The organism is Maritalea sp. YIW29, from assembly GCF_057219265.1.
On sequence record NZ_JBXVVF010000001.1, the window covers coordinates 484,390 to 496,614 of the forward strand.

General features: G+C 50.8%; 13 protein-coding genes. 5 read left to right on the forward strand and 8 right to left on the reverse strand.

Annotated elements, in window-relative coordinates:
* Window positions 1–28 precede the first annotated feature (28 nt).
* Window positions 29–901, reverse strand: coding sequence for an AraC family transcriptional regulator (locus AC2D8L_RS02375; protein ID WP_484683852.1), 873 nt, complete (start codon window positions 899–901; stop codon window positions 29–31).
* Window positions 902–1,258: 357 nt separating this feature from the next.
* Window positions 1,259–1,705, reverse strand: a complete 447-nt coding sequence (locus AC2D8L_RS02380; RefSeq protein ID WP_484683853.1) for an SRPBCC family protein — start codon at window positions 1,703–1,705, stop codon at window positions 1,259–1,261.
* A 111-nt stretch (window positions 1,706–1,816) separates the two neighbouring features.
* Here AC2D8L_RS02380 and AC2D8L_RS02385 point away from each other — a divergent pair, with 111 nt between their 5' ends.
* Window positions 1,817–2,503, forward strand: coding sequence for a helix-turn-helix transcriptional regulator (locus AC2D8L_RS02385; protein ID WP_484683854.1), 687 nt, complete (start codon window positions 1,817–1,819; stop codon window positions 2,501–2,503).
* 132 nt (window positions 2,504–2,635) lie between these two features.
* Window positions 2,636–3,142, forward strand: a complete 507-nt coding sequence (locus AC2D8L_RS02390; RefSeq protein ID WP_484683855.1) for a hypothetical protein — start codon at window positions 2,636–2,638, stop codon at window positions 3,140–3,142.
* 6 nt (window positions 3,143–3,148) lie between these two features.
* On the opposite strand, the gene AC2D8L_RS02395 is transcribed toward AC2D8L_RS02390, so the two are convergent.
* The 3 genes from AC2D8L_RS02395 to AC2D8L_RS02405 all read right to left on the reverse strand — a co-directional run bounded on the left by AC2D8L_RS02395 (window position 3,149) and on the right by AC2D8L_RS02405 (window position 7,287).
* Window positions 3,149–5,104 (reverse strand): GTP-binding protein, encoded by a 1,956-nt coding sequence (locus AC2D8L_RS02395; protein ID WP_484683856.1) that lies wholly within the window; start codon window positions 5,102–5,104, stop codon window positions 3,149–3,151.
* A 237-nt stretch (window positions 5,105–5,341) separates the two neighbouring features.
* The gene (locus AC2D8L_RS02400; protein WP_484683857.1) at window positions 5,342–6,073 is read right to left on the reverse strand and encodes a phosphotransferase enzyme family protein; all 732 of its coding nucleotides are present in this window, start codon (window positions 6,071–6,073) and stop codon (window positions 5,342–5,344) included.
* 11 nt (window positions 6,074–6,084) lie between these two features.
* Complete coding sequence (locus tag AC2D8L_RS02405; RefSeq protein WP_484683858.1) at window positions 6,085–7,287, reverse strand: MFS transporter; 1,203 nt, start codon at window positions 7,285–7,287, stop codon at window positions 6,085–6,087.
* A 169-nt stretch (window positions 7,288–7,456) separates the two neighbouring features.
* On the opposite strand from AC2D8L_RS02405, the gene AC2D8L_RS02410 reads away from it, so the two are divergent.
* Window positions 7,457–8,146 carry a DUF899 domain-containing protein gene (locus AC2D8L_RS02410; RefSeq protein ID WP_484683859.1) on the forward strand — a complete coding sequence of 230 codons (690 nt, stop codon included), beginning with the start codon at window positions 7,457–7,459 and terminating at the stop codon, window positions 8,144–8,146.
* On the opposite strand, the gene AC2D8L_RS02415 is transcribed toward AC2D8L_RS02410, so the two are convergent.
* Window positions 8,143–9,186 carry a YcjF family protein gene (locus AC2D8L_RS02415; RefSeq protein ID WP_484683860.1) on the reverse strand — a complete coding sequence of 348 codons (1,044 nt, stop codon included), beginning with the start codon at window positions 9,184–9,186 and terminating at the stop codon, window positions 8,143–8,145. The genes AC2D8L_RS02410 and AC2D8L_RS02415 overlap by 4 nt on opposite strands.
* Window positions 9,183–10,628, reverse strand: coding sequence for a YcjX family GTP-binding protein (locus AC2D8L_RS02420; RefSeq protein WP_484683861.1), 1,446 nt, complete (start codon window positions 10,626–10,628; stop codon window positions 9,183–9,185). Before AC2D8L_RS02420 ends, AC2D8L_RS02415 begins: the two co-directional genes overlap by 4 nt.
* A 340-nt stretch (window positions 10,629–10,968) precedes the next feature.
* Between AC2D8L_RS02420 and AC2D8L_RS02425 the strand changes: the two genes are divergently transcribed.
* Window positions 10,969–11,226 carry a YjhX family toxin gene (locus tag AC2D8L_RS02425; protein WP_484683862.1) on the forward strand — a complete coding sequence of 86 codons (258 nt, stop codon included), beginning with the start codon at window positions 10,969–10,971 and terminating at the stop codon, window positions 11,224–11,226.
* A gap of 19 nt (window positions 11,227–11,245) precedes the next feature.
* Window positions 11,246–11,692: a GNAT family N-acetyltransferase gene (locus AC2D8L_RS02430; RefSeq protein ID WP_484683863.1), complete on the forward strand. Its 447-nt coding sequence runs from the start codon at window positions 11,246–11,248 to the stop codon at window positions 11,690–11,692.
* A 128-nt stretch (window positions 11,693–11,820) separates the two neighbouring features.
* Here the strand turns inward: AC2D8L_RS02430 and AC2D8L_RS02435 are convergent, their stop codons facing one another.
* Window positions 11,821–12,177, reverse strand: a complete 357-nt coding sequence (locus tag AC2D8L_RS02435; RefSeq protein ID WP_484683864.1) for a winged helix-turn-helix transcriptional regulator — start codon at window positions 12,175–12,177, stop codon at window positions 11,821–11,823.
* Window positions 12,178–12,225: the final 48 nt, after the last annotated feature.

Below are 12,225 nucleotides of genomic sequence, written 5' to 3' on the forward strand. Positions count from 1 at the left end.
TTCCATTTTGGACGCGGCCGATGCCAAACTATTGGGCCTGTGCGAGGTGATGTTTTGGTGAGCAGCCGAACTTTCGAGAATAGTCTCGGCTAAAGTGTGTGGGACTTTCATAGCCAACGTCAGATCCAGCATCGGATACAGAAATTGTGCCGCTTGCCAATAGGCTGCGCGCTTCGATCATCCGAAGATCTTTTTGATATTGCAATGGCGTGGTGCCGGTTACGGATTTGAAATGTTCGTGAAACGAGGATTGGCTCATGCCTGCCAGGTCGGCGAGGTGGGCAACAATCAATGGTTCGCGAAAGCTGGTGCGAATTTGCATTATGGCCTTGGCAATGCGACTGGCATGGCTGTCAACCGAAAGCAGGTTTTTCAGCATACCGCCAATTGGCGACATAAGCAGTCGGAAATGAATTTCTTTGACAATAAGGGGCCCAAGCACTTTCGCCTCGAGGGCGTTGTCCATCAATTCAAGATATCGCGCCAAAGGCTCAGCCCATGCTGGTTCCACAGCGCAGGCAGTTAGTGATCTAGCGTCGGCGACATCGGATATTGCTTCTCCAACTTGTTCATAAAGGGAGCGGACAATGCCAATATCTAGTTCGAGAACAAGGGAGAGATAGGGCGCGTTGGTGCTTGCTTTTGTGATTTTTGAGCAGACGGGCAGGTCGTGGCTGACCAAAAGGGCGTCGCCTTTTTTTAAGGACACGCATTGCTTGCCAATGTGCGTTTCTTTTTCCCCTCGTAGGATTAGACAAATAACGGGATTGTAAATTACAGCTTCAAATTCGGAGGTTTTGTCCTTCTGAAATACATGCAGGCCCGGTAGTGCGCGCGCTGAAACATTGTGCTCAATGTTGTTGTAGCGTTCCGCAAGGTTTTGCAATTGGGCCAATGACATGACGATCTCCGTTGATTCATGTCTAGCAAGCCAATCTGCATTCGTCACGCCAAAAACCTAACATTTGGAGTATTGTGCAAGTTTTTCAGAAATTTTGATTGGGAGATGAGCGCAATTTGTGTAAATATGCACCGCAAAAGCTTTGCTAAGGCACCCAATTGGGTTCGAAGAATAAACAACGGTGTTGCTAAATAGCTTAACCCCGAACGGATACGCCAGAATATGGGTCAACCTTCCAGCGAAATAAACGAGGAAGATTTGACCCGCCGCGCAGCAAATGACCGAAGGGACGGTCTTGCTGGGGTAACTGGCGATCCGAGCAGGTGAATAGGTACGGGCTTGCGGGCGCTGGATGCGTTAGTTTGAAAGCACTTTGTTTTCCAGGCCAATCAGGTTTTGATCGATGATTTTGCCCATCATCATTTTCATCATAGTCTGCCCCATGAGCCAACCCAATGGACCATATTTGACTTTGTAATCAAAGGTCCAACTCACTTTAGATTTGCCACCAACAGGTTGAATAAGCACCTGAGAACTTGCTTTATGCAACGGCATTGCGGCCATGTCGCACAATTCAACGGTGAAGCCTTTGCCGGATCTCCAGTCCGTCACTTCCTCAACAACGGATGTGCCGTTGGCAAAATGGTTGCGCCGCTTGGACCCCAATCCGTCTTCCCCGGTTGTTAGCGCGTCAACTTTGGTTATTTGTGGTGCAAATTCGTCAATTGCCATGAACTGGCCAAGGACAGCCCATACAGCTTCTGGGGAGGCGTTGATTGTGCGGTTGCGTTTAAAATGGATCATTGAATTTCCCTTATCAATAGTTTGCATGGCGTTTGTTTGCCCGTTTCTAGACTTCAATAACATTGCCCTACTCTCACCGTTGTGACAGTAGTGTGAGAGGAGGGCACGAAAATGCGTCGCACAGAGCGACTTTTCCAGATAATACAAATATTGCGATCTAACCGTTCGCCAATTACTGGAAAAGAGCTTGCAGATGAGTTGGAAATTTCACTTAGCACTTTATATCGCGACATGGCGGAGCTTCATGCGCAACGTATTCCCATCACTGGGGAAGCGGGAATTGGGTATGTTCTTAATGATGGATATGACATGCCCCCATTGATGCTGACAGCTGACGAATTGGAGGCAGCGGCACTTGGTGCGGCGTGGGTTGAGGCCGAAGCTGACCCCTCATTAGCCCGCGCTGCACGTGACCTTGTGTCAAAACTCTCCGAAGCTATTCCAAAAGAACTTCGGCCAATCGTTTTGGATGGTAGCTCGAAGGCGATCCAAACTCGGGTCAGACTATCTGAGCGATTTGACAGCGCGTTGCTGCGCCATGCCATTCGCGAGCGCTACCGCCTTCAATTGATCTATGCGGACCGCGATGGGAGCCAGACTGATCGGATCGTTTGGCCGTTGCTGATCGCATTTTTAGACCGCACGCGATATCTTGTTGGTTGGTGCGAAACCAAAGAAGACTACCGCCACTTCAAGACTGAACGCATTAAAGAGCTGAAGGTGCTGGGCGAGAAATACCCCGGCAGAAGGGCCGCCTTGCTAAAAGGATGGGAACAAGTTTCGCGCAAACGCGCGTGAGGTTGGTTGGACGTCCGCTTGTGACCATTGACGTGTGCCGAACAGATTTTTTGCTCATGCTTGGTCCAAAGTGATCCGCGTTCATTGGCGTTCGTACTACATATAGGTTTTGGCTTTTCGAGGATGTGTTTGGTGGCGGTTGGGGATATCGTTCGAGTGAATGACGGGATGCAAAAGGGCTATTCTTATCAGTTGGTTGCGCCAATGGGTGGGCCGTTTGATTCAAGTTTTGTGCCGCATTTTACCCCCAAGCAAATGCTGGAAATGGGGGTGTTTGAAGGCAAATATCTCAATGACTGCCAAGATGAATTTCCTGCTGATTGGTTTGAATATGCCCGGATTGCGGAGCGTCCAAATATTGAGTTGAATTATTTTAGCATTAAGAGCCGCCAACCTTTGCTTGTGTGGCAGCAAAAGGGATGGATTTATGGCCCGGACCCGCGTGGTTGGTTCCAGTGGTATTGTCGGTATTTCCTCGGGCGCAGATTGCCCGAAATCGATGCCAAGCAAATAAAACGCTGGCGTGGGTTTGCAAGACATGCCGGGCAGATCCGTGCGAACTGTGAGCCGGGTGACATATTTTGCCGCCCGCGCCAACGCCAAGCTCTTTTGCAATGGGCATACGATCCATTTATTTAGGGATGACTAGATCGTGCCCGGTTTTCGGCGCATGTGATGCATATAATCCTCCCTATCGAATGGATTTGGCCCTGACCGGGTGCGCACGGGCGCATCGCCCGAAATTGGGGCAAAATGGCTGAACGTGCATTCCAAAATGCCTTCGCCGCTCGTAAGGTTTGGCAGCACCTGTTGGATATTTTGAACCTGTGCGGCGGCAATCAAACCCTCCATGATCGTATTGTTGCCTTTTGGGTGAGACGTTTGGGTTTGGGCGCCAGCTTTGGCAATAACAGGCATAATTGAACCAACGGCGTTCATCGGCAGCTCCAGATGGAAAAGGTTGATGGGTTCACAAATGGTGGGCTGTGCCTGTTGCAGCACACTTGCCAACACTAAGGGGGTCAGTTCACGGAAATCATTGGCGGTGGTGACCGGGGACATCCATTTTGTATGGGTGATGGTGACATGGCAGTCGATAATTTGCCAGCCATAAAGACCTTGATTCAGATATTCTTCAATTGTTGTTTCAATGGCCGTGTAAAAGCCTGCCGGCATTTGCCCGATATTGGCTTCAATGCTGATCAAGTTGCCGCTGCCAGTCTCACGTGGCTCGACACGTAGGCCGACCGTAGCGTAATAGGGATTGCTCTCTTGCCCGATTTGCTCGATGGCACTTTTGGTTTGCGTGATGCGTTCGACGCAGATGATGGTCGATTTTTCAAATGTAACGGGAATGTTGAAGTCGGCTAACAGTGTTTGCTGGATGACTTCTTTTTGCACTTCGCCATAAAGGGAAACAAATATGTGTTGCGTTTCATCGTTCTTGCGCAAATTGATCAACGGGTCTTGGTCCGCCATTTGAGAAAGGGCGAGCCAAAGATTGCCAAGATCAGAATGGTTATGCGGTGAGACGCGGGTTTCCAATGTGGGCGGTGCGAAATGTTGCTTAGTTTGCGAATCTGCTGTTTTACCAATCATGTTGCCAATTTTTGCGTCTGTTAGTCCAGACAGGATCGCGATGTTTCCGGCTTCCGCGCTTGGAGCCGCATGTGTTTTGCCCGCCTCGAATAACTGAATGCCTTTGATGCGGGCTTCGCCATTGGGTAGCGGGATGATGTCGCGATTGTTGATCCGGCCGGATGTGATTGCAGCATAGGCGACGCGTTCGCCGCCCCAGCCGCGATCAACCTTGAAGATTTTGCCCGAAAGAGGCGCTTCAGGGTCGCCCGAAACAGAGGGCAATAGGGTTGCGATAGCGTTCTGCACGGCTTCAATGCCCGCGCCCGACATGGCGGAGCCAAAGACAACAGGGGTGACGTCGCCGGAGGCGGTTTGATCTGCCAGAATTTGCCTCAATCGAGACGCGGTGAGGCGGGCTTGATTGGTCAAATAATCTTCTAACAACTGCTCGTCCTGTTCCGACAGATTTTCGACCAATTGCTCGATGAACTGCTGGTCGGCAAAGTCAAACGAGGCGTAGTTTGCGGATTTGGTGCCTTCGTCCACGACAGCGCCCAGTGCAATTGGCCTTGGTGCGAGATTGTTGCCAATCTGGTCGAGCAAGCTAACGCAATCCGCACCCATGCGATCGATCTTATTGATAAAGATCATCGTGGGGATGTTAAGCCGCTTCAATGCCCGCATTAGGATGCGGGTTTGGGGTTGAATGCCCTCAACAGCGGAGACAACCAACACCGCGCCGTCCAGCACGTTGAGCACGCGCTCAACCTCGGCGATGAAATCGGGGTGGCCGGGGGTGTCGATCAGATTGACGGTTAAATCGTTGATTTTAAACGAAACAACGGCCGCCTTGATCGTGATGCCACGTTGGCGTTCTAGCTCTAACGTGTCGGTTTGGGTGTTGCCGCCATCGACTGAGCCAATATTGTGAATGACATTTGCTGCAAAAAGCAGACGTTCTGTGAGGCTAGTTTTGCCCGCATCTACGTGGGCGAGTATTCCTAAATTCAAGGTGCGCATGGGCCATCATTTTCTCAAGATTAAAGTTCAGGTTTCTTGAAAAATTGCCTTTGCCCATTGGAGCCTCACTTTGTTGAATTTAGTATTGCCGCGAAATTGACGCGACGTGTAATCAAACGCTAAATCACAATTTTTTAGATGACAATGGGGGGATTTGGAAAGAGAGATTGGTGTTGCTTTTTTGCCGCTGGCACGTCGTGCGTTCTGTCGGTTGAAAGCTTTGAGCGGTTTAACCGACTAAACGCCCTTAACCTCAGACAATCGCTTTTTTGAATAATCATCGCCCCAGCATACAGTAGCTTCCCACGCAGAAACGGCTTGCGAGATAATTGCTAAATCGTTGGCATTTAGGTTGGCTACATTGTTGGGCAGCGCAAGGTCGAGGGCTGAAACGTCAACGCGGGCTTCGTCCCAATCGATGAGCGCCACCCGACCCTTGTTGATCAAAATGTTGCCAGCATTGAGATCGCCATGGACGACGCTTTTGGGCATATGTTCGATCTTGCGCCAAGCATTGCGGCAGCGTGCAACGCCTTCTGTGGGTATTTTTGTTAGGTCAGTTTTGGTGCCAGTTTCGACATGGACCAAGTCGGTCGATGATTTCCAACCGGGTCTTTGTGGCCAGTCTTTTGTCAGCGCATGAACGCGCTTGATGGTCTTCACCACGTTTTGCCAGTCCTCAGGTGAATTTGGCGGCGAACCATCCACATACTCCATGACGACTAGTCCGTTGGAGAAGTTTTTGCCATCTCGTGTTTGGATGGGCTTAGGGACCCAAATACCGTTTTCGCTTAAGAAGTTTGTAAGATCAGTTTCCCAACGCAAATCTTCATCGCTTCTGTGCCCAAGACGGGCAACCGCAATTTTTCCTCGGACCGATACGCGCCAGACATCATTGGCCACGCCATCTTCGAAACGCTTTATGCGTTTTGCATCTTTGTCCCAGTGTTTTAATGCGTCCCATCCCATATGCTCGAACCTTAGGAACCAGAAGTGGGATTGGGTTTCACCAACAATGTCTCATGCCCTTCTACCGGATTACGGGGGATGAGTTGAGATAGACCCAAGCTGAGGGCGGCAAACCCTGCGCCGGCGAAGAACACATAGGCCGGATTGTGGATCCAGATGAGGCCGAAAATGACGGGGATGACCACGGCGGCGATGTGGTTGATGGTGAAGGCCACCGCGGCGGTTGGGGCCATATCGGCTGGGTCGGCGATCTTTTGGAAATAGGTTTTCATGGCGATGGCAAGGGCAAAGAAAAAGTGATCGATCACATAGAGTGATGCGCCTAAAATCGCATTGTCAACAAAGGCATAGGCGACGAACACCAAGATCAGCCCGACATATTCGAAGGTGAGGGCCGCACGTTCGCCGAAATGTCCAATGGCCGCGCCAATACGGCGGGCAAAAAACATATTGAACGTCACGTTGATGATGAACAAAATTGCCACTTCGTGTACGTGATAGCCGAATTTTTCCACCATCATCCAAGCCGCAAAAACGACAAAGATTTGACGGCGCGCACCTGCCATGAAGGTCAGCGCATAATAGAGCCAATAGCGCTTTCTCAGGATCAGTTTTTTGTTTTGAAGATGTGGTTGTTTGAATTGGGGGAAGAACAGAATGATGAATAATGTCAGGCCCAATGTGATGCCGCCAAAAACGAGGAACATTGCGTCATAGGGCAGGGCGAACACTTTCCACAAGAGGATCACAAGCCCATAAATCAGCAATTGACCGAATGCGCTCGCGGCCAAAATGGTGCCCAGCTGCTTGGCGGCCGTGGCTTTGGGCAGCCACTGGAGTTGCAGGCTTTGGTTCATCGTTTCGTAATAGTGGAAACCAAGCGACATGATGAAGGTTGTAATCAAAAGCCCCGTGACGCTGGGGAACAAGCCGGTGATAGCAATGCCGACACCGAACACGACCAAAGAGATCAGTGCAAATGTCTGTTCGCGCCACACCAGAATGAAAAAGACGGCGGTGAAAGCCAAGAAGCCCGGAATTTCGCGGATGGATTGCAGCAGCCCCATATCGGCTCCAGTGAAGGCGGCCTCATCATGGGCGAAATTGTTTAGAATAGCGCTCCACGAGGCAAAGCCGACCTGAATGGTGATGGCCATCAGGATAAGCATAAAATAGGGCGTGCGGAGTTTTTCAAGGCGAGCGGCAAAGGTCATAAAGATGCCTCTACGCCTCAAGTTTGGGATCGTCAAGCAGATTTAGAAATAATGTGCTTTCTTTATGCGCCAGGAAAAATTTCAAACTTGTTGTCGAATTGGGGCGGGTTGGTTCGACATGGAGGTGAAAGCAAGTTTGATGTTAGGCTGATGGATAAGGGAGAAAGAGATGAAGCTGAACAAAATTGTTGATCGCGCCACATGGGAAAATGAGCGCCGGGCATTGTTGGCAGAAGAAAAAGAATTCACCCGTCTAAAAGACAAGCTGAGCGCTAAGCGCCGGGAAATGTCTTGGGTTAAGGTCGATAAAGATTATCGTTTTGAGACGGAGCGCGGTGAAGAAAACCTGTTGGAGCTGTTTGGCGATAAACAACAATTGTTGGTCTATCACTATATGTATGGGCCAGACTGGAAACAGGGGTGCAAAAGTTGCTCGTTCTGGGCTGACAATTTCAACGGCAATGATGCGCATTTTGCGGCGCGGGATGTTGCGTTCAAAGTGATTTCACGGGCGCCGATGAGCGTGTTTACGCAGTTCAAAGAACGGATGGGTTGGACATTTGATTGGGTTTCGTCAGCGCCGAGCACGTTCAATCTTGATTTCCACGTGTCGTTTGATGCGGATCAGGCGGGTAAACACTATAATTTCAAGCCGTTTGAAAGCGATGCAAGCGAAATGCCGGGCATCAGCACATTTGCGCGAAATGGGGATGATATTTATCACACCTATTCGGCCTACAGCCGTGGCTTAGATTTGATGAATGGCGTTTATAATTTCCTTGACCTAACGCCAAAGGGGCGAGATGAAGACGACCTTGCCTATGGCATGGAGTGGCTGAAGTTTAAGGATGCCTATTAGGGTTTGGCGTCCACGTTCTCGTCCTTCGCCAGTTTGACCAGTTCAGGCAAAAACTCGCTGACGGTTGGGGCTTTTTTGTCGAGAAACGGCATCGGGCGGGTGACGCGCATGGCGGCGATACCGACCCTGACGGTCATCAGCCCGTTGATGACCCCCTCGCCAAGCTTTGTGGACACCCGGGCGGCGATGCCGTGGCCCAACAGCTGCTGCAGCACGCTGTCGCCTAGTGCGATGCCGCCAGTAAGGGCGAGATGGCCAAGGATGGCTTTTGAGAGGGTCAGAAACCCGAAAAAGCCGGGCCGTGCGCCGTAAAGCGTGGCCACGCGTCGAGAGAGGCGGAAACTTTCAAAGAGGACGAATGCGATATCGATGATCGCGCGGGGGCTGACGCTGGTGACAAGGGCAATCCGGCGCGCCGATGATGCGATCATCGCTTGGGCTTTTTTGTCGAGCGGATGTTGCAGGTTGCGTTCGGCAAATGGCAGCACATGTTCCGCATCGTGAATGCCCGTTGCGCCTTCATCATATGTGGCGACAGCACGGGCGCAATCGGGGCGGTCTGCGTAAAGTTCCCGAACGTCAGCGGCAACGTTGCGGGAGTCTTTTAGTCTATTTTGGTCGTGGGCTTCTTGTGCTGCATTGCGCAAATGTTCAAGCTTGCGCAAACGCATCATGCCGAAAATTTCGCGCATGATGAGGGCAAGCAAGGCCAGCAACATGATTGCGACGGCGGCGAGGCCAACCCACCCCAAGGCCGGGTATCGTGCGAATAGGTCGCTGATAAGGCGTTCCAATGCTAGGCCTGTGCCAAGTGAAACTAAAAACGCAAGGGCGGCCCAAAATAGTTTTGACCATAGCGAGCGTTTGGGCAGGGCGATTTCAGTAGTATCAACGAGGTCTGCATTAAAGTCGGTTTCCGCTTCAATTTTTGTTTCGGCTACTTCAAATACAAGCGGCGCTGTTTGCGGTTTCGTCTTTTGCCTTGATGTCGGCTTTTTCGGTTTTTCTGCATCGAGCTCAATTGCGACTGGCTTCTTCATTGTAGCTTGTCTCCGATGAGGAACTGGATGGCGCGATCAAGGCGGATATGGGGCAGTTTCAGGTGGCCGTTGCTGTCTGTTTCCGGCGTTGGTGGCCGAAAGCGCAGAAATTTGAGTTGACCAATATGGGATGCGGCTGGATCAAAAACTGATTCCGGTTTGTCCGGTAACTCACCGGGAAATAACGCTATTTCCTTTTTGCCGTCATAGGCTTTGTCTGCAAGCTGTTCGCCCTTTTGGGGAGTGCCGATGATGGTGTCGAGGGTTTCGCCTTCATGCTCAACCTGCCCTTCGCAGGTGGCGCGCACCGAAGATAGAGCAAGGGATGACGTCGCTGCGCCCTTATACTGGGCGTCTCTTGCTGCGTTGGCGACAAGGTGGTTGAGGATCATTTCAAGCTGATTGTGGCTGGTGTGATGCAAGTGATCCGCCTTGGTGCTGGCGAACAAGATTTTATCGATCTTGGTCGAAAATAGAGCGGAGAGAATATTGTTTGAGCCTGCGCGGAAACAGCTCAGAATATCGCCAATTGCGGATTGCAGATCTTTCACTGCGGCGGGGCCTGCATTGAGCGCGGATAGCGTATCGACGAGCACGATCTGGCGGTCAATGCGGGCGAAATGTTCGCGGAAAAATGGACGCACCACCAAATCCTTGTAAGCTTCATAGCGCTTTTCCATGGTCGCATAAAAACTGGTGTTTGGTTTTGCACCGGACTGGGGCGGCAAGGGTGCGAAGGAAAGCGCTGGTGAGCCTTCCAGATCGCCAGGCATTAGAAATCGACCCGGGGGCAGTGCGGACAGGGCGTGGGCATCCTCGCGGCATTCGCTGAGATATGATTTGAACGCTGTTGAAAGCTTTTGCGCGGTTGCCTCATCAAATTCGGCATTTGGCTTGATGTCGTTGGCCAGCGCTTTCCAGTCCTTTGCGAGGTCACGTCGCGCGGGTTCGCTGGCATTTTCGAAGGCCTGCATGGACCATTCTGCATAGTTTTTTTTGATCAATGGTAGGTCGAGTAGCCATTCGCCGGGATAATCGACAATGTCGATGTGAACTTCCTGGGGCCCAGTGATATTGCCCATCCATGAGGCGCTTTGATACTTTACGGTGAGGCGCAGTTCGGAAATCTGGCGGGTTGAGGTGGGCCAATGCCGCTTTTGTCCTGTCAGTGCTGCCAGATGATCTTCATAGGCGAAACGGGGCATGCCTTGGTTGGGAGGCGGTGCAAGTTTAACGCCGATCACGCGGCCATCGGCCAGCGGTTTGAAGAGCGGCAAATTGTTGCCTTCAAGCAATTGGTGGATCAGCGAGGTGATGAACACGGTTTTGCCCGCACGCGAAAGCCCGGTGACACCAAGGCGCAAAGTGGGGGTGAAAATGCCTTGAACATTGTCCACTACATTATCAAGCGCAATGCGGGTTTCGTCCGCCCAATTGCTCATATTGCCGTCGTCCTTAGTTTTTGCCTTATGCGTAAGGTAGGGATTTTTAACGTAACAGCAAGGGTTTGGCGGAAATTGAACGCGACGCACGGTCGGCAGATGTTGCGTGTTTGCAACGAACGATAAAGTTGTGCGCTGGTTGCTTGTTTGGCCAATTCGAGTTTGTTATATGGTTTTTTCGCCTTCAACTAAACCCCGAAGGCTATGGAGATTTGATGTTAGAGAATGCGGTAGCCCGCTAGTTCCTAATCTTTAGGAACATTTGATCCAAAGGACCTGCTCAGGCGCGACGCATTGAGCAAACCCTTTGTTGTGTTCTCACGTCAAATGGATAGCTCCGTTGAATATCTCAAAACATGAACAACGTGTTTTGCACGTTCTTACGCAAGGTGGAGCCATCCACCACGAACGCAATGAACACGGCAAAATTCGAAAAGTAACTTGCTTTACGCGTGACGGTCACGTGCTGACCGACTGCACGCTCAAAGTGTTTATGCGCCTTAAAAAACGGCGCCTCATAAAATCGATCAATGGGAAACCCTATCGCGCGACGCGGTTGGGTGTGGAATCTGCACGTCCCCAGTTCGACAATAGATAAGTAAAGTGGAAATTGAATAATGACTTCAGGTCAAATTGAAATCAGCAAATATGTAGACAGTGATACCGACGCGTTGATCGGTATCTGGCAATCCGCCAATGCGCTCGCACATCCGTTTTTAGACGAGGCATTTGTGCGCCAAGTCGCATCGGATATGCGAACGATCTATTTGCCCAACGCTGAGACTTGGGTGCTGCATGCCAGCGGGCTGCCGATTGGATTTATTTCTCTATTGGGTAATGAAATTGGCGGTCTGTTTTTGGACCCAGCACAGCACGGCAATGGTTATGGCAAAGCGATGACTGACCATGCAGCAAAACTGAAAGGGCAGCTGATTGTTGAAGTGTTTGAAAATAACAAAATCGGCCGTGCATTTTACAAACGGTATGGGTTTGTTGAAGTCGCTCGACGCTTTGACGAGCCATCTGGCCAAACCGTGCTGAAGTTGGAAACCTCTGCCGGATAAATAAAAAGCGGGAAGGCGCAATAAAATTGGTGCCTTCCTGCGTTCGCTGAATCTGCAAATAAAATGTTCAATTTCAGGTGATTATGGGCAAGAGATGAGAATTTGAATCGGGACGTTCACAGATTGATTCAATCGGCATTGCCCAAACCATTCCTCCAGATCGCGGCCCAATCGCCAAGCGGGTCGAGGAGTTTGTATAGTTCTTCGCCCTTTTGGGTAAGGGCGTAGCCATGCTCTGTTTTCTCGATCAGTCCAACAATGCGTAATTCTTTTAGTCTTGTGTTGAGCACGGTTGGGGAAGCGGATCCGCAGCGGGTTTGCAGGTCACGAAATGTGCGTGGCCCTTCGCTAAGGTTCCATAAGATTCCCATCGCCCAACGGCGGCCCAAAAGGTCGAACAGCACCATTATCGGTTCGCCGGTTTTTGAGCCGCGCACCTCTTGGCCGGGCTTGAAAATTTTTGCCAGTTCTGAACCTTGGCTCATGATGGGACCCCGCGATCGACCATACGATAAAATCTCTTGCTACAATTA

What these genes read in the sequence shown, in the direction of transcription:
- AC2D8L_RS02375 (WP_484683852.1), bottom strand. Translation starts at nt 901, where the DNA reads ATGTCATTGGCCCAATTGCAAAACCTTGCGGAACGCTACAACAACATT.
- AC2D8L_RS02380 (WP_484683853.1), bottom strand. Translation starts at nt 1,705, where the DNA reads ATGATCCATTTTAAACGCAACCGCACAATCAACGCCTCCCCAGAAGCT.
- AC2D8L_RS02385 (WP_484683854.1), top strand. Translation starts at nt 1,817, where the DNA reads ATGCGTCGCACAGAGCGACTTTTCCAGATAATACAAATATTGCGATCT.
- AC2D8L_RS02395 (WP_484683856.1), bottom strand. Translation starts at nt 5,104, where the DNA reads ATGCGCACCTTGAATTTAGGAATACTCGCCCACGTAGATGCGGGCAAA.
- AC2D8L_RS02400 (WP_484683857.1), bottom strand. Translation starts at nt 6,073, where the DNA reads ATGGGATGGGACGCATTAAAACACTGGGACAAAGATGCAAAACGCATA.
- AC2D8L_RS02405 (WP_484683858.1), bottom strand. Translation starts at nt 7,287, where the DNA reads ATGACCTTTGCCGCTCGCCTTGAAAAACTCCGCACGCCCTATTTTATG.
- AC2D8L_RS02410 (WP_484683859.1), top strand. Translation starts at nt 7,457, where the DNA reads ATGAAGCTGAACAAAATTGTTGATCGCGCCACATGGGAAAATGAGCGC.
- AC2D8L_RS02415 (WP_484683860.1), bottom strand. Translation starts at nt 9,186, where the DNA reads ATGAAGAAGCCAGTCGCAATTGAGCTCGATGCAGAAAAACCGAAAAAG.
- AC2D8L_RS02420 (WP_484683861.1), bottom strand. Translation starts at nt 10,628, where the DNA reads ATGAGCAATTGGGCGGACGAAACCCGCATTGCGCTTGATAATGTAGTG.
- AC2D8L_RS02430 (WP_484683863.1), top strand. Translation starts at nt 11,246, where the DNA reads ATGACTTCAGGTCAAATTGAAATCAGCAAATATGTAGACAGTGATACC.
- AC2D8L_RS02435 (WP_484683864.1), bottom strand. Translation starts at nt 12,177, where the DNA reads ATGAGCCAAGGTTCAGAACTGGCAAAAATTTTCAAGCCCGGCCAAGAG.